The organism is Saccharospirillum sp. HFRX-2 (assembly GCF_043196805.1).
Taxonomy (GTDB): domain Bacteria; phylum Pseudomonadota; class Gammaproteobacteria; order Pseudomonadales; family Natronospirillaceae; genus Saccharospirillum.
In genome coordinates this window covers 56,529-75,214 of sequence record NZ_JBEBMU010000008.1, presented here as the reverse complement: position 1 = coordinate 75,214, position 18,686 = coordinate 56,529, and the positions used below count along the sequence as shown (strand labels likewise).

19 protein-coding genes and 1 tRNA gene are annotated in these 18,686 nt (G+C 55.3%); 14 read left to right on the top strand and 6 right to left on the bottom strand.

Annotation, left to right across the window (positions count from 1 at the left end; all coding sequences use genetic code 11):
* Positions 1-44: 44 nt before the first annotated feature.
* Both ABMA60_RS15400 and ABMA60_RS15395 read left to right on the top strand, forming a co-directional pair.
* Positions 45-674, top strand: coding sequence for a TetR/AcrR family transcriptional regulator (locus tag ABMA60_RS15400; protein ID WP_392804802.1), 630 nt, complete (start codon positions 45-47; stop codon positions 672-674).
* Positions 675-774: 100 nt separating this feature from the next.
* A complete protein-coding gene (locus ABMA60_RS15395) occupies positions 775-1,410 on the top strand; it encodes a LysE family translocator (RefSeq protein ID WP_392804800.1) in 636 nt (211 codons plus the stop codon).
* A gap of 72 nt (positions 1,411-1,482) precedes the next feature.
* On the opposite strand, the gene ABMA60_RS15390 is transcribed toward ABMA60_RS15395, so the two are convergent.
* From ABMA60_RS15390 to ABMA60_RS15380, 3 genes are all read right to left on the bottom strand, one after another.
* On the bottom strand, positions 1,483-2,451 hold the full coding sequence (locus ABMA60_RS15390; RefSeq protein WP_392804797.1) for an alpha-E domain-containing protein: 969 nt from the start codon (positions 2,449-2,451) through the stop codon (positions 1,483-1,485).
* Between the two features lie 47 nt (positions 2,452-2,498).
* Positions 2,499-3,950 (bottom strand): circularly permuted type 2 ATP-grasp protein, encoded by a 1,452-nt coding sequence (locus ABMA60_RS15385; RefSeq protein WP_392804794.1) that lies wholly within the window; start codon positions 3,948-3,950, stop codon positions 2,499-2,501.
* A 127-nt stretch (positions 3,951-4,077) separates the two neighbouring features.
* The gene (locus ABMA60_RS15380) at positions 4,078-5,109 is read right to left on the bottom strand and encodes a putative zinc-binding metallopeptidase (protein WP_392804792.1); all 1,032 of its coding nucleotides are present in this window, start codon (positions 5,107-5,109) and stop codon (positions 4,078-4,080) included.
* Positions 5,110-5,239: 130 nt separating this feature from the next.
* Between ABMA60_RS15380 and ABMA60_RS15375 the strand changes: the two genes are divergently transcribed.
* The 6 genes from ABMA60_RS15375 to ABMA60_RS15350 all read left to right on the top strand — a co-directional run bounded on the left by ABMA60_RS15375 (position 5,240) and on the right by ABMA60_RS15350 (position 11,634).
* A complete protein-coding gene (locus tag ABMA60_RS15375) occupies positions 5,240-7,834 on the top strand; it encodes a circularly permuted type 2 ATP-grasp protein (RefSeq protein WP_392804790.1) in 2,595 nt (864 codons plus the stop codon).
* A complete protein-coding gene (locus tag ABMA60_RS15370) occupies positions 7,831-8,727 on the top strand; it encodes a transglutaminase N-terminal domain-containing protein (RefSeq protein WP_392804787.1) in 897 nt (298 codons plus the stop codon). Before ABMA60_RS15375 ends, ABMA60_RS15370 begins: the two co-directional genes overlap by 4 nt.
* A gap of 62 nt (positions 8,728-8,789) precedes the next feature.
* Positions 8,790-9,044 carry a type I restriction-modification system subunit M N-terminal domain-containing protein gene (locus ABMA60_RS15365; protein WP_392804785.1) on the top strand — a complete coding sequence of 85 codons (255 nt, stop codon included), beginning with the start codon at positions 8,790-8,792 and terminating at the stop codon, positions 9,042-9,044.
* A 286-nt stretch (positions 9,045-9,330) separates the two neighbouring features.
* Positions 9,331-9,900: a DarT ssDNA thymidine ADP-ribosyltransferase family protein gene (locus ABMA60_RS15360; protein WP_392804782.1), complete on the top strand. Its 570-nt coding sequence runs from the start codon at positions 9,331-9,333 to the stop codon at positions 9,898-9,900.
* A complete protein-coding gene (locus ABMA60_RS15355; RefSeq protein WP_392804780.1) occupies positions 9,897-10,544 on the top strand; it encodes a DUF4433 domain-containing protein in 648 nt (215 codons plus the stop codon). The genes ABMA60_RS15360 and ABMA60_RS15355 overlap by 4 nt, the downstream gene beginning before the upstream one ends.
* Positions 10,545-10,554: 10 nt before the next feature.
* The gene (locus ABMA60_RS15350) at positions 10,555-11,634 is read left to right on the top strand and encodes a macro domain-containing protein (RefSeq protein WP_392804778.1); all 1,080 of its coding nucleotides are present in this window, start codon (positions 10,555-10,557) and stop codon (positions 11,632-11,634) included.
* Between the two features lie 221 nt (positions 11,635-11,855).
* Here ABMA60_RS15350 and ABMA60_RS15345 read toward each other — a convergent pair whose 3' ends face one another.
* Positions 11,856-12,431: a CGNR zinc finger domain-containing protein gene (locus ABMA60_RS15345; RefSeq protein WP_392804775.1), complete on the bottom strand. Its 576-nt coding sequence runs from the start codon at positions 12,429-12,431 to the stop codon at positions 11,856-11,858.
* Between the two features lie 90 nt (positions 12,432-12,521).
* Between ABMA60_RS15345 and ABMA60_RS15340 the strand changes: the two genes are divergently transcribed.
* From ABMA60_RS15340 to ABMA60_RS15325, 4 genes are all read left to right on the top strand, one after another.
* Positions 12,522-13,403, top strand: coding sequence for an alpha/beta fold hydrolase (locus ABMA60_RS15340; protein ID WP_392804773.1), 882 nt, complete (start codon positions 12,522-12,524; stop codon positions 13,401-13,403).
* A 178-nt stretch (positions 13,404-13,581) separates the two neighbouring features.
* A complete protein-coding gene (locus tag ABMA60_RS15335; RefSeq protein WP_392804770.1) occupies positions 13,582-14,475 on the top strand; it encodes a LysR family transcriptional regulator in 894 nt (297 codons plus the stop codon).
* A 147-nt stretch (positions 14,476-14,622) separates the two neighbouring features.
* Positions 14,623-15,558 carry a pirin family protein gene (locus ABMA60_RS15330; RefSeq protein ID WP_392804767.1) on the top strand — a complete coding sequence of 312 codons (936 nt, stop codon included), beginning with the start codon at positions 14,623-14,625 and terminating at the stop codon, positions 15,556-15,558.
* Positions 15,559-15,587: 29 nt separating this feature from the next.
* Positions 15,588-15,887, top strand: coding sequence for a GNAT family N-acetyltransferase (locus tag ABMA60_RS15325; protein ID WP_392804764.1), 300 nt, complete (start codon positions 15,588-15,590; stop codon positions 15,885-15,887).
* Between the two features lie 33 nt (positions 15,888-15,920).
* On the opposite strand, the gene ABMA60_RS15320 is transcribed toward ABMA60_RS15325, so the two are convergent.
* Complete coding sequence (locus ABMA60_RS15320; protein ID WP_392804761.1) at positions 15,921-16,832, bottom strand: LysR family transcriptional regulator; 912 nt, start codon at positions 16,830-16,832, stop codon at positions 15,921-15,923.
* Positions 16,833-16,927: 95 nt separating this feature from the next.
* Here ABMA60_RS15320 and ABMA60_RS15315 point away from each other — a divergent pair, with 95 nt between their 5' ends.
* Together ABMA60_RS15315 and ABMA60_RS15310 are read left to right on the top strand one after the other, a co-directional pair.
* Positions 16,928-17,374, top strand: coding sequence for an ester cyclase (locus tag ABMA60_RS15315; RefSeq protein ID WP_392804758.1), 447 nt, complete (start codon positions 16,928-16,930; stop codon positions 17,372-17,374).
* Positions 17,375-17,403: 29 nt separating this feature from the next.
* Positions 17,404-18,324, top strand: coding sequence for an NADP-dependent oxidoreductase (locus ABMA60_RS15310; RefSeq protein WP_392804755.1), 921 nt, complete (start codon positions 17,404-17,406; stop codon positions 18,322-18,324).
* Positions 18,325-18,494: 170 nt separating this feature from the next.
* Here the strand turns inward: ABMA60_RS15310 and ABMA60_RS15305 are convergent.
* Positions 18,495-18,571, bottom strand: a tRNA-Arg gene (locus ABMA60_RS15305).
* Between the last annotated feature and the right edge of the window lie 115 nt (positions 18,572-18,686).

The following is an 18,686-nucleotide window of genomic DNA, read 5'->3' as shown; positions in this document are numbered from 1 at the left end:
CTAGTATGTGACGAATCCTTCAGGTTTATTAGTCGCGTTCCAAGATGGTTACTAAAGTTGCAAAAAAGCCCCGGAAATCGCCGACTCAGGCGCGTTCTCAGGCGACCGTTCAGGTCATTCTTGAAGCCACTATTCAGGTTTTGGTAACCCAGGGCGCTGCCTATCTGACCACTGCTCGAATAGCCGAGCGCGCTGGCGTGTCGGTCGGGTCTATCTATCAATACTATCCCAACAAACAGGCGCTACTGCTGGCCGTTTTGAATCAGCATCTGGAAAAAATTATTCAGGCGATCGAAAGCGTTTGCGATGAGCTGAATGGTCAGCCGCTCGAAGCCATAGGGTGCGGTATCACCTCGGCCTTTGTCGCGGTAAAGATGGAACGTCCAGACGTATCGCGTGCGCTCTATATGCTGCCTTCCGACGAAGAAAGCGATGCCATAGTGACCAGGGCAAACGAACGAGGTAAGCAAGCCATTGCTAACCTGCTGCGCCACTGCTCTGATGCACGGTTCGAAGAGCCTGATTTAGCGGCCGCAATCTTCACCGGCGCTATGGTCGGGCCGGTTCAGATGATGCTGACGGGAGCCATGCCAATTGAACGCCAGGACGACTTTACTGCGCATCTGATCCAATTGGGTATCGGCTATTTGCGGCAGGTGTCAGTGCTTAGATAATAGGCAAACGGATCGCCTAACTTAACGGGCAGCTAATACAATCTTTTGGCAGTTCACTGTTAGCTGCGGTTGCAAAAATGACAATAAAAAGGGACGCGCTATGTTTGATTACAGTCTGGTTCACTGGATGACATTTCTTGCAGCGGCGACGCTTCTGAATTTATCTCCCGGCCCGGATATCGCCTTTATTTTAGGGCAGACTTTGCGCAACGGACGTCGGTTCGGGTTTGCCGCGATGTTGGGTATTTGGACCGGTGCTGGTTTGCATGTTGTGATGGCAGCGGTAGGCCTTTCTGCCATCGTTGCGACTTCCGCCTTAGCGTTCTCAGTTGTTAAGTGGATCGGTGCGGCCTATCTGGTCTGGCTTGGAGTAAAAATGCTGATGTCTCGTGGCGACGCTTTTATATCCAAAGAAGGCAACCGCCATCAACAGATGCTGTCGATCTATTGGCAAGGCATTCTTGTTTCCGCTCTCAACCCAAAAGTAGCCGTTTTCTTCCTTGCCTTTCTGCCTCAGTTTGTTGTGGAAGGTGCGGGCCCGGCAACGGCTCAATTGTTCTTACACGGCGTGTTGATCATTGTTGTGGCCGCCTTTATAGAGCCACCTTTGGTTTTGGCGGGTTCTAAGTTAGGGGCTTTCTTCCGGCAAAATCAGCGCCTTGGTTTATGGATGGACCGTGGCCTTGGCGCACTGTTCGTCGCCTTGGGTGCACGCCTTGCTGCCAGTACGAGGTGATTTTCGGTCAGCAAGGTCACTGGATACTGATGTAAGCAGGCACACCTAAGGTCAGCCTTTCCTCCAGCCAAGTTAAGCCACACTCTGGCTTTGACTCTGCCCGCGATAGGCGCCACTGAAATACTGGTCGGCAATGGCCTGATGCAGTTCGTTAAAGCTGATCTGCAATTCATCGACAAAGTCGTGCAGTAAATCGGGTTCATAGGCCAGCGATACCAGCTTGGCGTTGATCAGCAGTGAGAGCGTTTTATCCACCAGGGCCTGGGCTTCATCGTGGCCAGGCAGGTCCTCCAGTTCAAAAGAAAGCTGGCCTAAACAAGATGCCACCGAGCGTGGAAAATATTCATCCTGTAACAAAAAACGCAAGACGTCGGGGCCTTTCACGCGCAACCGTACTTGTTGACGATACATCTGATAACCGGTCAGCGATTTCAGCACACTCATCCATTGCAGACCTTCAAAAGGCGTGAGGTCGTCGGTGTTGCGCGGTAACAAATTCGCCGAACGGACGTCGATAATGCGTGTGGTCATGTCGCCGCGTTCGAGGTTGCGGCCGAGCATTAAAAAGGTGTGCACCTGGGTGTGGCTGAGTGAGCCTTCGATAACGCCGTTGATGGTTTGGCAACTGCGGATAATGCGTTTCATGATGGTGTCGCGTTTGCGCGAGGTGATACCACTTTCGGCATGGCGATGCATATCGAGATAGAGCGTATTCAATTCTTCCCAGATTTCCCGCGGCAAAATGTCGCGGGTGGTACGCAGGTTTTCGCGGGCAGCGTCGAGGGAGGAAATGATCGAGCCGGAGTAGTGTTGATCGACACACAAAAAGTTCAAAACGTTGTCGGCACTGCGGGTTTCATAATGTTCATCAAAGAGTTCTTCGGCGCCGCTGATCACCACCAGTGAATCCCAATCCAGCCGGGTGTTGCGCGGAAAATCGAGCAACAGATTGCTGGTGACGTTAATCAGCCGGGCGGTGTCTTCAGCGCGTTCCAGGTAACGCGCCAACCAGTAAATATTTTCAGCCACACGAGACAGCATAAGCCTTCTCCTCCAGCCGGGGTTTGCGCCCCGATTGCTTGATATAGTTATTTCAGATCGACAATCCAGGTGTCTTTACTGCCACCGCCTTGCGAAGAATTGACCACCAGCGAGCCTTCGGTCAGTGCCACGCGCGTTAAGCCACCGGTGGTCACCTCTGTACTGTTCTTACCCGATAAAATAAACGGCCGTAAGTCGACGTGGCGCGGCTCTAAGCGGTCTTCAATCAACGTTGGGGTGGTCGATAAATTCAGCGTCGGTTGCGCCATATAGTTGCGTGGATTGGCTTTAATCAATTCGGCAAAGGCGGCGCGTTCTTTTTTGGTCGCATGCGGGCCGACCAGCATTCCGTAACCGCCGGATTCGTTGGCCGGTTTCACCACCAGTTTGTCGAGGTTATCGAGCACGTATTGGCGGTCGTCGTCGCGCATACACAGATAGCTGGGCACGTTAGCGAGCAGCGGTTCTTCGCTGAGGTAATAGCGGATGATGTCGGGCACAAAGGCGTAGACCACTTTGTCGTCGGCCACGCCGGCACCCGGTGCGTTCACCAGCGCTACCTTGCCGCTGCGCCAGGCGCGCATCAAACCCGGTACGCCTAAGGCCGATTCAGGATTAAAGACTTCGGGGTCGAGAAAGAGGTCGTCGACGCGGCGGTAAATAACATCGACGCGTTTCAATCCATCGACGGTGAGCATGTGCACCACGTCGTCGTCATCGACCACTAAGTCCGAACCTTCCACCAGTTCGACGCCCATCTGTTGCGCTAAATAAGAGTGCTCGAAATAGGCCGAGTTGTAGATGCCCGGCGTCATCACCACCACTTGCGGGTCGTCGCCCGGGCGCGGCGACATCGATACCAGCATGTCGTACAACTGGCCGGTGTAGTCGTCGACCGGTTGAATGCGTCCCGTCTGGAACAGCTCGGGCAGAATACGTTTGGTGACGTTGCGGTTTTCCAGCATGTAGGAGACGCCGGACGGCACGCGCAAATTGTCTTCCAGCACATAGAGGGTGCCGTCTTTGTCGCGCACGATGTCGGAACCGCAGATATGCGCCCAGATATTATTCGGCGGATTAATACCCACGCATTGCTGGCGGAAGTTCACCGATTGCTCAAGCACTTCGGCGGGCAGAATTTTGTCTTTGATGATGCGCTGGTCGTGGTACAGATCGTCGATAAACAAGTTCAGCGCCTGGACGCGTTGCTTCAAACCGGCTTCGGTTTTCTTCCATTCGGCCAGCGGAATAATGCGCGGCACAATGTCGAACGGCCAGGCGCGATCGATCATGCTGCCTTCGGAATAAACGGTGAAGGTGATGCCCATCACCTGGATGGCGACTTCGGCGGCGTTCTTTAATTCAGCCAGCTCCCGGCCACCCAGTTCTGCCAGATAATCACAGAGCATCGCCGCCGCCGGATGCGGTTCTCCGGGCCCGGCCAGCAGTTCATCGTAGAAGCCATCGCAGGCGTATTCGGACCACTGTATTTTGCTCATAGACCTCTCCTGTGTCCCTACCGCCATCTGTTGCCAGCGGCCGTTGGTGTCCAGTTCGGTGATACCACCGAACGGGTTCTCCACTCATATCAAGAGCAGAGCAAGAGCTGCGCCAGTTCGCTTGCGGTTAACCTCCCGGCGGATACTGATGAATCACGGCATGCACCATCGATAACTTGTCGATGACCGTTGCCGATAGATTAAAGGGGTACACATCATCGTAGCCCATGCTGTGATTCAGGCTGTTCAAGGCGGCCGTCAGCGGCAGCCACTGGGCGATAAGCTGTTCAAATTGGAAGTTCTGGTAGGGGTCGGTGAACAACTGCACTTCCGTCATGTAAGAAGCCGCCACACGCGGTGCCGTGGTTAAGCCGAACTCATAGGCGGTTTCCAGGGTGTCGACCATATGCAGGTAATGCGCCCAGGTTTCAGCCCAGTCTTCCCAGGGGTGCGAATTGGCGTAGGCGCTGATGTAATACTGCTGCCAATCGGGAGTGGGACCTTGCTGGTACTGACGCTCCAGCGCCTTGGCGTAGTCCTGGCGTTCATCGCCAAAGCGACGCCGAAAGTCGTTCAGCCAAGGCGTTTTGCTGATCAACTGCTGCCAGTAGTAATGACCGGCTTCGTGGCGAAAATGCCCTAAAATGGTGCGATAAGGCTCTGCCATCTGCCGGCGCATGGTTTCACGCACCACGGGATCCGCTTCGGCAATATTCAGGGTGATAACGCCATCGAGATGACCGGTGAGCACGCGCTCGCTGTCGCCGTCGACTGCATCGGCCATAAAACGAAAACCCAGACCATTCACCGGATCCTGATGACGCGACTCCAATCGAAAATTGAGCCGCAGCAGGCTGTAGATCAAGCGGCGCTTTTCCGCTTCCATATCAGCCCAAAGCTGAACGTTGCCGTCGACACCGAGGTCGGGAATGACCATGGTCAGGCGGCAAGACAGGCAATAGATGTCGTGGGAGTCGGCCGGCAGCAGCCAGTTGCACACGCCGGCATCGCGATTGTGGCACGGGCGTAAGGTATCGGCAGAAAAGGTACGCATGGACAGGGTTTCAGGGTCGAAGCCCTGAGGAGTGCCACATTGAACGCAACGGGTGTTATCGAAATAGAGTCGTTGATCGCAATGTTCGCAGTGAAACAATCGCATCTAATACTCAGTCGGATGCCGTGGGTTTATCAGCTATCATGAGGACGTTGGCAGCGCAAACACAAGCACTTTCAACACCAAGCCAGTATCCACAAACCGATGATCGATCGTCCAGCGGAACCTATCTGCCATGTCCAGTCCGGCCAAGACCCTCAGCCTGTCCGAAAGTTTGCTCGCCAATTACCAGCGCCAGCGCAGTGAACTCAACGATACCTACGACGATCTGGTCAACGCCGAAGGCAAGGTGCGCTCACGCTGGCAACCCTTGATCGAAGAATTCAACGAACTGGGCCTGGACGGCTTTCAGCAAATGGCGCTGGAAGCGCAGGATTTGCTCTACGAAAACGGCGTCACCTTTAACGCCTATGAAGACGACGTGCGCAAGATGCGCTCCTGGCAGCTCGACCCCATTCCTTATGTCATCACCCCACAAAGCTGGGACATTCTCGAAGCCGGCCTGCGCCAACGCGCCCGTCTGCTGGAGCGACTGGTCGCCGATCTGTACGGCGAACGCAGCGTGATACGCGATGGTATTCTGCCGGCCGAGCTGGTGTTCAGTCATCCCGGCTGGTTATTCGCCGCCGCCGATAACGGCAGCGATGCCGACCGGCCGCATGTGCTGTTCCAGGGCATGGATGTGATGCGTGACTACCACGGTCAATGGCGTGTGCTGGGCGACTGGACCCAAGCCAGTTCCGGCGTCGGTTACGCGCTGGAAAACCGGGTGGTGTTGGCGCGGGCTTTGTCGCGTCTGTATCGCGATGCGCCGCTGCATCGTCTGGCCGGTTTTCTGCAAAACTTTCATCGTTGTCTGGCCGAACTGGCGCGGCCGCATCGTGATGCGCCCAACATTGTGCTGCTGACTCCGGGGCCGGGCAGTCCGGGATATTTTGAACACGCCTGGCTCGCCAACTATATGAATTTCTCCTTGGTCGAAGGCAGCGACTTGGTGGTCCGCGATGGCCGCGTGGCGATGCGTACCTTAGGCGGTTTAAAAACCGTCGATGTCATCGTCCGGCAGATCACCGATCCCTGGTGTGACCCACTCGAATTACGCGGTGATTCGCTGCTCGGTGTACCCGGTTTAATGCAGGCGGCACGACGCGGCGAAGTCGCCATCGCCAATGGTTTGGGTGTGGGTGTGCTCGAACATCCGGCGCTCGCTGCCTTCCTGCCGGCGCTGTGTCGTCACCTGTTAGGCGAGCCCTTGAAGCTAGCCGGACGACCTCTGTTGTGGTGTGGTTTAGCCCAGGCGCGCGAAGCCGTACTAGGCGATTTATCGCCCTGGCGCATTCGCGATGTGCGCGATGCCGAAGCTGTTATCCGGCCCGATCTTTTGAACGACAGCGAACGTGAGCAACTGCGTCAGACGATAACCGACGCGCCGCATTTTTTTGTCGCCGAACAACCGTTGATCTCGGCCACCTCACCCAGTTACGACCAAACATCCAACAGCATTAAACCCCAGCCCGTCTGTCTGCGTTTCTTCGCCCTGGCCGACCCCGGCGACGATGCCGATTCGACGCAACGCCACCGCATTATGCCCGGCGGCCTGGCCTGGGTGGCCGAGCCGGGCACCGCACCGATGGACAGCCGAACGGTGAAAGATGTCTGGGTATTGTCACCGGTGGTACAGCCACACATCAGTTTGTTGCAACGCGCCCAAAAAAGTTTATTGGTCACGCGCGATGGCTCCGATTTGCCCAGCCGGGTTGCTGAGAATTTATTCTGGATTGGTCGCTATGGCGAACGCCTCGACAACCGTTCCCGGTTGTTACGCGAAAGTCTGGTGTGCCTGGTCGAACAAGGCCAGTGGCGGCTTGATGAAACCTTATTACCGGATTTATTCACCGCTTTAAAACTACCGCTGCCAACCGATGTAAACCCCAATCAGGAACCGGAAGCAGAGGATCCCGCCGGCGGCATTCGTCAATTCAGCGCGTTGCGCACCGCGCTGCTCGATGTCGCGCGAACCGATGCCGATCTGCCCTGGCTGTTTCACTCGCTGCTGCACAATGGCCGCGCGGTACGTGATCATTTAGGTGACGATGCCTGGCGCACCCTCAACACCCTGCGCCAGAAAGTGCACAACCTGCCGACGCTGCAAGGCGCCAGTGCGGCGCAACACAGCCTGGAAGAAATCATCACCCTGGTGGCGGCGGTGTTTGGCTTGTGCAACGAAACCATGCCGCATCATTTTGGCTGGCGTTTTATGGACATCGGGCGCATCACCGAGCGCTGCATTGCCACTGTCGAGCTACTGAAACTGTCGATGATACATGCGCAAAACCCTGGCCCCGAGTTGTGGGAAAGAGTGCTCTCGGCAACCGATAATTTAACCGTCTATCGGCGTCGTTATCGTTCGCAACTCTACCCAACGGCGATCCTCGATTTACTGCTGTTCGACGAAACCAACCCGCGCTCCGTCGGCTATATGCTGGGCCGTTTGCAACGCCAGATCGAGCAACTGCCGCACCCGGAAAATACGCCCTTCCGTTCGCGCGAAACGCGGCTGATTATTCAGGCCAACAGCCATTTGCATCTGGTCGATTTAGACAGCCTGAGCGATCTGGAACAAAGCGCCAAAGCACGCCGGGCGCTGGAGAATTTATTGAATGAAGTGGTCGCACCGCTCTATGCGTTAACCGATGCGATTTCCAACAGCTATTTCAGCCATGCCGAACAACCCAAGCAATTGGTGGCCGTGCAAGGAAGTGCCTCGTGAAATATCAACTCCGCCACACCACGCGCTATCGCTACAGCAGCTCGGTCACCCTGAGCCATAACGAAGCTCGTCTATTGCCGCGCAACCTCGACTGGCAACGTTGCACCCAGACGCGACTGACCATTAGCCCAGCGCCGCTGCGCCAACACGAACGGCGCGATTTTTTTGGCAACCGCGTTGCCTATTTCGCCATCCAGGATATTCACGACAGCCTGGAAGTAACCGCCCACAGTCTGGTCACCACCGAAGCGCGACCCAAGCCCGGCGGCGACGCCTGCGAAGTGCCTTGGGAAGGCGCCGTCGAGCAATTAACCCCCCAATCCCAGGCCAGCGACGCGGGCGACGCCGATTGCCAGGAAGCGCGACTGTACACGCTCGACTCGCCTTTCGTTCGTCACAGCCCGGAACTGAAGAACTTCGCGCTGGAATCCTTTACTACACAACGACCGCTGCTCGACGCCGTGCTCGATTTTAATGAACGCATCTTTAACGACTTCCAATATGACCCTGGCTTCAGCACCCTGGCGACGCCCGTCGCTGAAGTGTTGCAGCAAAAGAAAGGCGTCTGCCAGGACTTCGCCCACCTTGCCATCGGCGCGCTGCGCTCCATCGGCTTACCGGCGCGTTACGTCAGCGGTTACCTGGAAACCCTGCCACCGCCGGGCCAGCAAAAACTGCTCGGCGCTGACGCCAGCCACGCCTGGCTCAGTGTCTTTATTCCCGGCTGGGGCTGGCTCGATATTGACCCGACTAACGGCAGTTTGCCGGACGAACGCTATTTAACGCTGGGCTGGGGACGGGACTATGGTGATGTCACGCCGTTGAAGGGTGTGATGAATGGGGGTGGGGCGCATCAGTTGGAGGTTGAGGTGGATGTTTTGGGGGTGGGGTGACCGGTCTGGATGCCTAGCAAGTGCTTGAGACTCACCGCCATTGCGCGTCTTAAGGCCATTCAATGAGGCGCACACTCTTTCATCTTGAAAACTTACTACTGCGCACCGGCGACGACCTATGTGGCAGCATGGACGCTAGCGACTACAAAGAATACATCTTTGGCATATTGTTTTTGAAACGTATCAGTGACTTGTTCGACGAATACCGTGAAGCCTTACGTCAGCAATTCACGGCTCTGGGTATAAGCGAAGACGATATCGCCATCGAACTAAACGATTCAGACAACACTCCGGCAGTGTTTCTGCGTACCGCCTAGAGCCCCATGGAACGAACCTTGGGAAGTGGTAGGCCTGTACGTTAAAGCCTGGAACCCTGAAAAGGTTTGAGCGTTTGATGTTAGCTAGCAAAAAATCATAGGCGAGAACTGAAATTTCGGATTAAAAAGTTCTATATTAGAAAAAAAACCAAATAAGAAAAAATGCGGACTAATGCATGACCCACTTGCCAGCAAGATGAAAGCTTAGGTAGATGATATAAGCGATGATCAAGAAGTATCGACATAGAAACCTTTCGCAATAAAAACTCAAGAAAGGATTTTCGATATGCCATCAATTAAAGAACAAAAACTGATTTACCATCTTACTAGTTTGAACAACGTAAGCTCCATATTAGAGGGTGGTTTACTCCCTCGATCGGCCCTTGAGACCTTTCACGATGTTGCCAATGTAGAAATTCTGCAGGGCCGAGAAATACATCACTTACAGGATTACGTACCTTTTCACTGGTTTGCCAAAAATCCTTTCGATGGGCGGGTACAAAGGGATCGACCCGATGAAGAGTTCGTTTTAATCTCCGTCAGAAGATCAATCGCAAAAGCGAGAAACTGGAAAGTCATTCCCAGGCACCCACTATCCGGCCATTCACCAGAAGTCTATGATTACGACGAAGGTTTTGCTTTGATCGATTGGGATACCATGCAGTGCCGCGATTACAGTGATGCTAACTGCAAAAGCGTTTGTATGGCTGAGTGTATTTCGCCCGAGGTCGTCTCCGTAAGAGACTTTTTCAAATTTTTTGTACCTACAGAAAATATTAGAGCAACCATTGCCGCTGCGGTATCGGATCAAGACCTGGTCATCGATGTTGTTACAAACAGGGGAATGTTCTGTTGACGGTCTATAGGAACTTAAACCCAAATAAAGCCCTAATTTGGCGGATCACCCACCGCCAGAACCTGCCGTGGATTCTTGCTAACGGCCTGCATGCTGGGAACACCACTACACGCTCATCCAGCTGGGTGACCATTGGCAATGAAGAGCTGATTAACCGCCGCGCTCATCGGGGCGTCCCCATCGCACCGGGTGGCGTCCTGAACGACTATGTCCCGTTCTACTTCACCCCTTTTTCGCCCATGCTGTATAACATACACACCGGGCAAGGTGGCGTTCGTCAGGTGATGAATGATGACATTGTCATTTTGGTATCCAGCCTGCATAAGATCTCGGCACTGGGCCTGCCCTTTGTCTTTACAGACCGGCATGCTTACCCAGTCACCGCCCACTATTACAATAGGGTAGACTGCCTTAGCGAGATTGACTGGCCATTGCTGCAACAGCGCGATTTCCGGCGTGACCCGGATGACCCGGAGAAAGTCGAGCGCTATCAGGCTGAGGCGTTGATACACCGGCAGTTGCCCATAGATGCCCTAATCGGCGTAGTCTGTTACACCAAAGGAATTGAACAGGCTGTAAGGCAGCAAGCCCGTCAAACAGGTGTTACGCTGGATATCCGTAGCATTCCGCAATGGTATTTCTGAGGAACCAACCATGATCACCTATACAAAAGGCAATCTGCTGGAAGCAGAGGTAGAAGCCCTGGTAAATACGGTCAATACCGTTGGTGTTATGGGCAAGGGCATCGCGCTGATGTTCAAAGACCGCTTTCCTGCCAATACGGATGCCTATAGCAAAGCCTGTAAAGCCGGAGAGGTAGTCACTGGCAAGATGTTTGCTACCAGTACTGGTGAACTAATGGGGCCACGCTGGATCATCAACTTCCCGACCAAGCAGCATTGGCGTACTAAATCCAAGATGTCTTGGATTATCGACGGGCTAAACGACCTGCGCCAAGTTATTCAAGCAAACAACATTCGGTCCATCGCCTTGCCACCTTTAGGCGCCGGTAACGGTGGGCTTAACTGGAGCGAAGTAAAACCGCACATCGAGCAAGCCTTATCCGATCTTGATGGTGTTGAAATCATCGTTTATGAGCCTACCGAAAAATACCAAAACGTGGCTAAGCCAAAAGGCGTCGAAAAACTTACACCCGCCCGTGCCCTTATAGCAGAGCTGGTTCGTCGCTACTGGGTGTTGGGTATGGAATGCAGCTTGGTGGAAATTCAAAAACTGGCTTGGTTTTTAGAACGAGCTATTGAATCAGAAGGGTTGGAGAATCCGCTGCGGTTAGACTTTCAAGCCAATCGCTACGGCCCCTATGCGGACCGCTTGCGTCATCTCATCGACAAACTCGATGGCAGCTATTTGAAATGCAATAAACGCATCAGCGACTGCGATGCTTTCGATACTATCTGGTTCAACGATTCCAAACGCGACACCTTGGCATTGTACCTTAAAACAGAAGCAAAGAATTACTTACCAGCACTGGATAAAGCCACTCACTTGATTGATGGATTCGAATCACCTTTTGGCATGGAACTGCTGGCGACTGTAGATTGGTTATTGGTTCGCACAGATACCAAAGCTGAACCCGATTCGGTCATGATGGGTATTAGCCAATGGCCCAGCGACTCAAGCGCGGCCCAACGCAAGCTGAAGATATTTGACAAACGCAGTGTTGGGTTGGCGTTGGATCGACTCAACTCAGAGCCAATGGCACTGGCTCAGTAAAAACGGTAAGGAGCTAACGTTCTTACATCAATTACAGTCGTTGGGCTGAGAAGACATTGATCATAGAAAAAAATATTTCCCCAGCCTGATCGCTCAGCTGTCGCGCAAATTTTCGCCCATGGCTGCTACCCAACGTTCACTCAAGCGTTCTCTGTTCTCAACCCTGCTATGAGCCATATAACCTAGACAACTTGTCTCATCCTGAAATAAAAAGCTCAAATTCAACCGGCGTTCATTCTGGCTCGATGCGAGGCCGCCTTCATACGATTCCCACAGGTCGCCATACTGCACCAGCGGCGGCGATGCGACTTGGTTTGATCGTGAAACAGCAACACGCAATCCGGCGCTTCGCATTCTTTCACCAGCTGTAAATTCTCTTCCGTCAGTAACTGAACCGCGGCTTGCGCCACCGGCTGTAACAGGCTTTCGGCATGGTCATCACGCCGATGTTGCTGGCGTACGAATGCCTTTTGCTGTGCCTGCCAGACCAACGACTCCAGTGGATTACCTCGTTCCAATATCTGATTCACCACCGATGCCTCGGCCGCTTCACCACGGCGGGCTGCATCGAGCAGATCACGCAGGTTGTCGCGCAATTCGCGGGCCAGCCGAACCAGGCCCGGGGCAGGCGCTTGCGCAAAATCGGCTTCCAGCACGCCGGCTTGTTGCAGCCAATCGACAACGCTGTCGTCATCGATCAGGCATTCCTGCTGCTCATCGCCGACGCCAAAGCGGGTATTGATGAAGTCGAGCGCCAGGTTACTGGCGATAAAATAAGGGGTCGTGTCAGTACTCATAAAAGTAACCTTTAATTTCACTTTTGACAGGTTACTCCAAACCTTGATAACCTTCAAAACTCATTTTTAATGGTTACCAAGGACCCAGATATGACCACCGTCCGTTATCAGTTTGAAACCGTCGGCGAGGTAGAGCTGTTTTATCGTGAAGCCGGTAACCCCTCAGCGCCCACCGTTCTGCTGCTGCACGGCTTTGCGGCTTCTTCTTATATGTGGCGCGATGTCATAGCGGCACTGGCCGACAAGTACCATCTGATTGCGCTGGATTTGCCCGCCTTCGGCTTTACCAAATCACCCAAGCGTGGTGACTACGAATACAGCTTCGCCAACCTCACCAAAACGGTTGAACAATTTATTGCGCAGAAAAAACTCGATCGCTTCGCCATCGCCGTGCACGACTATGGTGCGCCCGTGGGCTGGCGTTTGGCGGTGAATCACCCGGAGAAAATCACCGCCATCATTTCGCAGAACGGTAATGCCTATGAAGAAGGTTTATCCGATGGTTGGAAGCCGATTCAGAAATACTGGAACGACCCGAGCGCGGAAAATCGTGCGGCCCTAAACGACTTTCCGACGCCCGAATCCATCAAATGGCAGTATGTTGAAGGCGTACCGGACACCCGCCTGGTATCGCCCGATGCCTACACTCTGGAAGGCGCGCAGATTTCGCAGCCGGGTATGGCCGACATTCAGCTCGACCTGCTGCTCACCTATGCCACCAACGTAGAGAAGTATCCGGAATTTCAGACTTATTTCCGTAACTACCAGCCACCACTGCTGGCCGTTTGGGGCAAGCACGATCCGTTCTTCCTGCCGCCTGGTGCCGAAGCCTGGAAGCGTGATATTCCGCAGGCAGACATCCGTTTTTACGACACTGGCCATTTTGCGCTGGAGACCCACGGCGATGAGATTATTCCGGTGATTCGGGAATTTCTGGATAAAGAGTTTCTGGATAAGCAGACGGATCAATAAGACCGCCGGCGGCGAGGCGCTGCTAACACAGAGGAACGCCCACTAAGAAAGCCCTGCTATCTGCGGGGCTTTGCCCGGCGGTGTTGACGGATTGACCCTTGGCTACTTCACCGTTCCGGAATCCGCTACGATAGCGCACCTTATTAACTGTCTGCGTGCCGCAACAGGGAACACCCAATTGGATATCGAAGACCTGCAAACCTTTGTCGAAGTGGCCGACGCCGGGGGTATTTCAGCGGCCGCGCGACGGCTGGATGTGTCGAAGTCGATCGTCAGTCGCCGGCTGTTCAAACTCGAGGCAGAACTCGGTGTGCAGCTGTTGGTGCGGACCACTAGAGGCGCAGCCCTGAGCGAAGCCGGGGTCACCTTTCGCGAACATGCGGCGCGCATTGGTGCCGAGCTGGAAATAGCGAAAGACACCCTTTCGCCCAGCGGTGAGCTGCGCGGCCGGTTGAGAATCGCCATGCCGTTATCGTTCGGCCCGACGCATTTTGCGCCGGTGTTGGCTGAGCTGGCACATCAACATCCGCAACTTCAGGTGCAGGCCTCCTACAGCGACCGCTTTGCGGATCTGATCGCCGAAGGTTTCGACTGCGCCATTCGCGTCGGCCACCTGCCGGATTCCGACCTGGTGGCCCGGCGCATTGGGCCTATTACCGGCAAACTGGTCGCGAGCCCCAGCTATATTGAAGCGCATGGCGTCCCCCAAACCCTGGCCGAGCTTGCCCAGCACCAAGCCTTGTTGCAGGGCACCGAAAGCTGGCACTTACTGGATGGCGACAAGCTGATCACGGTGCAACCGCAAGGGCGCTTCAAGGCCGACAATGGCGTCGCCCTTACCGCTGCGGCGGCCGCTGGACTGGGCATCGCCAGCCTGCCCGACTGCCTGACTCACGACCATTTGGCGACGGGCGCTCTGGTTCCGGTTTTGACGCAGTACTCGGTGCGGTCCGGTGGTGCCTATGTGGTACGCCCGCCTGGCCAGCATTCGCCACGCAAGGTGCGGGTGCTCACCGAACTGCTGATCGAACACTTCAACAACAACCCGGAACTCTGGGGACGCACGCTCTGAGCGTTCCCGTTTCAGCGACACCGATAAGCGCATTGCGGGACTAGCGGCTGCACCCGCCAGGTTCCATGATGATGGCTTAGCGTCCGGGCGCACGCTCAAGCGTACGCCAATGGACACGGCTATCACCCTGACGCAAAGGATGCCGCTATGAGCTGGAACCCTGCTTTAACGCCTGGCTGCCCCGACAAGGTTGGCGCTGACGCCATCGAAACCCTGATCATTCCACGCGCCCGGGATCTGGGTGATTTCGAAGTGCGGCGCGCCTTGCCCGCGCCGAAACGACAAATGGTCGGGCCTTTTATTTTTTTCGATCAGGCCGGACCGGCTGAGTTCTTAACCGGCCAGGGCGTCGACGTGCGGCCGCACCCGCACATTGGATTAGGTACTGTGACCTATCTGTTCCAGGGCGATTTTCACCATCGCGACAGCACTGGCGCCGATCAAATTATTCATCCGGGCGAACTGAACTGGATGGTCGCCGGCCGTGGCGTCACTCATTCCGAACGCACCAGCGAAGCCGCCCGCAGCGGCCCGAACAGCCTGTTCGGCATTCAGACCTGGCTGGCCCTGCCGGAAGAATTTGAAGATGCAGCACCCAGCTTCGAGCATTACGGCAAAGCCTTGCTGCCCTTGATTGAAGACAGCGGCGTTACCGTGCGGCTGATTCTGGGCGACGCTTACGGCGAATCGGCGCCGGCGAAGATGCTCTCGGAAACCTTTTACGCCGACGCCATTCTCAGCCCCGGCAGTCGCCTGCCGATGCCCGATAACCACGAAGACCGCGGCCTCTATATTGTTGAAGGCTCCGTCTCCGTGGCCGGCCAGGATTACAGCGAAGGCCAGATGATGGTGTTCCGACCTGGCGATGCCATCAGCGTTGCTGCAGGCCCGGCTGGCGCGCGCATCATGATCCTCGGCGGCGCGACCCTGCCCGGCCCGCGTTATATCTGGTGGAATTTTGTGGCGTCATCGCAAGAACGCATCGAGCAGGCCAAGGCCGACTGGCAAGCCGCGAACTGGGGTCAGGGCCGTTTTGATCTGCCGGTCGATGATCGCGACGAATTCATTCCACTGCCGGAATAACAACCAACACAACTGATGAGGGAACAAAAATGGCTACAGGCAATGAACCCATTCAACGCCAGGTGGGCGAAACCAAAGGGCGCTATTTTGTCGTGGTCGAAGGCGTTGAAGCCGAACTGACCTACAGCCGCGTCAGCGACACCATGATCATCATCGATCACACCGAAGTGCCCGACGCTTTGCGCGGCCAGAAAGTTGGCGTACGGCTGGTACAAAGAGCGGTCGAGGATGCGCGGGCTGAAGGGGTGTCGATTATTCCGCTGTGTCCCTTTGCCAAAGCGCAGATTGGGCGGCATCGGGAATGGCAGGATGTGTTGGCTGGAGACTAAGAATTACGACAGCGTTTACACCTGACCTGCCGCTCACACTGCAGCGGCAATTTTATCGATCAAACCTCTGAACCACTGCTGGGCGCTATGGGTATCGCCGCGTCGATGCCAGATCAGATCAAAGGCAATCTGCGGCAGGGTGACCGGCGGGGGGAACAGCACCAGTTTGTGGCTGTCTGAAGCGCCGGTAACAACCCGTTTCAACAGTGTGGCGGTCAGTTGGGTGCGGGCAATAACAGCTGGCACGGCAAACATATGCGGCAGCGTCATCGCCAGGTCCCGACGTTGCCCCTGCTGTACCAGAGCGTGATCAACATGGCCGTGCAATTCACCTTCTGGAGAAACCAGAACGTGGCGCAGCTGCAAATAGGACTCCAGGGTCAGAGCGTGTCGGGCGGCGGGATGATCCTGAGCAATCAGGGTAACGAAGTCGTCGGTCAATACAGTGCGATGCAGAATTCGGCCGTCAGCGTGAGTCGGTGGCACACCGACGGCGACGTCGATCTGGCCACTGTCGAGCATCGCCACGGCATCGTCGCGATCGTTAAAAGCATAGACATTCAAGGATACGCCGGGCGCTTGCTCGGCCAGCGCCTGCAACAAAGGCGGCAGCAGCACATGGGCCGGGTAATCGGATAAACCCAGCTTGAACACCACCGACGCCTGCTCAGGCTCGAACTCGGGCTTGTCCACCAGACTGGTTTCTAACTGACGCAGCGCTTGTGAGATCGGCAAGGCCAGATCCCGGGCTCGTGGTGTCGGCAACAAACCGTCGGCGCTGCGAGCAAAAAGCACATCACCGAAGAGCTTGCGCAGCCGCGCTAAGGCAGCGCTCATGGCCGGTTGGCTGACCCCCACCCGGGCTGCCGCACGGGTGACATTGCGTTCATTCATCAGGGCGTCAAAGGCCACTAGCAAGTTCAGGTCGATGCCATGAAAATCCATATATCAAATAATCATCTATATCGTTTATTTGTTAGACGGATTCTATCTCGCGGCCGAATAATCGCAATCCCACTCAACGGAGCGCGAGATTATTCATGACAGCGACAACCATTAATCGTGAACAACAGTTACGCAACGAACGCCAAGTCGTCGAAACGTTCTACCAGGCCTTCAGTGACAAGAACCCTGAACTGGTCGATCAAGTACTGGCCACGAACTGGGATAATATTCCGCTCGGTCCGGGGCAGGAACCCGGCCCGAATGGCATAAAACCGATCATCCAGAGCGTTGCCCAAGGCTTTCCCGATGTTCAGATCGTCATCAATGACATCATTCAGGAACCCGGCAAGGTCAGCGTTCGCGCAGACATAACCGGCACCCATCAAGGCGAATTTTTTGGCATTGCCGCCACCGGCAAAGCGGTCAGTTTCCGCATTCATGAGTTCCACACACTCAACGACGGAAAAATAACCACCACCTGGCACCTGGAAGACTGGTTCGGCCTGTTCAACCAGCTCGGCCAATTCCCTGCCCAAGCCTGATCCACAGCCAAATTACTCTGGAGTTTCTTATGCAAGCTATCTTGATTAATGAATTTGGCGGCGCCGATATGATGACCTACGAGGCCGTTGCGTTGCCCGCCCCACAAGCCGAGGAAGTGCTGGTGCGTGTCGAAGCGGCCGGCGTCAATCCGCTGGATGTCAAAATCATCGCCGGCTATATGCAATCGGTTTTTCCGGTCACCTTGCCATACATTCCCGGTACCGATTTCAGCGGTGTAATCGAAGCCGTTGGTCACCAGGTGGATCACCTGAAACCTGGTGATCGCGTCGTCGGACGCACCAGCCCGAACAACGGCGGTGCCTTCGCCCGAAACCTCATCATTGCCGCGGCAGAACTCAGCGTTATTCCGGCACAGATGAGTTTTGAGCAGGCCGCGACCTTGCCAACTTCCTTTGGCACGGCACAGCAGGCGCTGTTCGATGTCGGCCAGTTACAAGCCAAGCAACGGGTGTTGATTCATGCCGGAGCGGGTGGGGTTGGCAGCATGGCAGTTCAGTTGGCTCATCACCAAGGTTGCCATGTCATAGCGACCGCCTCGGCGCACAACACTGAATTGGTAAAAAGCCTGGGCGCGGATGAGGTGATTGATTACCGCACCCAGACGCTGGATGGCGTTCACGATATCGACCTGGTACTCGACACCATTGGCGGCGATACCCTGGCCGCATCCTGGTCGACGCTGCGTCCGGGTGGTCGCATTGTCTCGCTGGTGGATTTCAATATCGCAGCACAGGACGGCCACCCTGGTGAATTTGTGTTTTTCGCAACGGCGACGCCTTATCTGCCCGAGGCCATCCAGCAGTTCAGCGCTGGTCGACTGCAAACCGTTATTGATTCCAGCTTTAAATTGTCTGATGCACGTATGGCGTTGGAGAAGATTGCTGCTGGTCACGCTCGGGGGAAGATTCTGATTCGGCCGCATAATTGAGTGATGGGCTAGATAGGTGCTCTTTTATTGAACCTGGCTGAGGTTCTGTTCGCATCGTCCTGATGCTCACCCTTCGGGCTTCGCGCAAAGCTGTTCCCGACAGCTTTGTCGTCCGACTCGGGACGAGCGAACATAAAAAAGCCCCGCACATGGCGGGGCTTTTTTATGTTTGGCCCGCCCGAGAGGATTCGAACCTCAGACCTCTGCCTCCGGAGGGCAGCGCTCTATCCAGCTGAGCTACGGGCGGATAACGTTTGAACAAACCTTGTCTTGCTCGGGCATCATCCTCTGGTTTGTTCAGTAGAGGATGGGCTCGTTTCCATGCTGTTCGCATGGAACCACCCGCTTCGCGGCGCTGACGC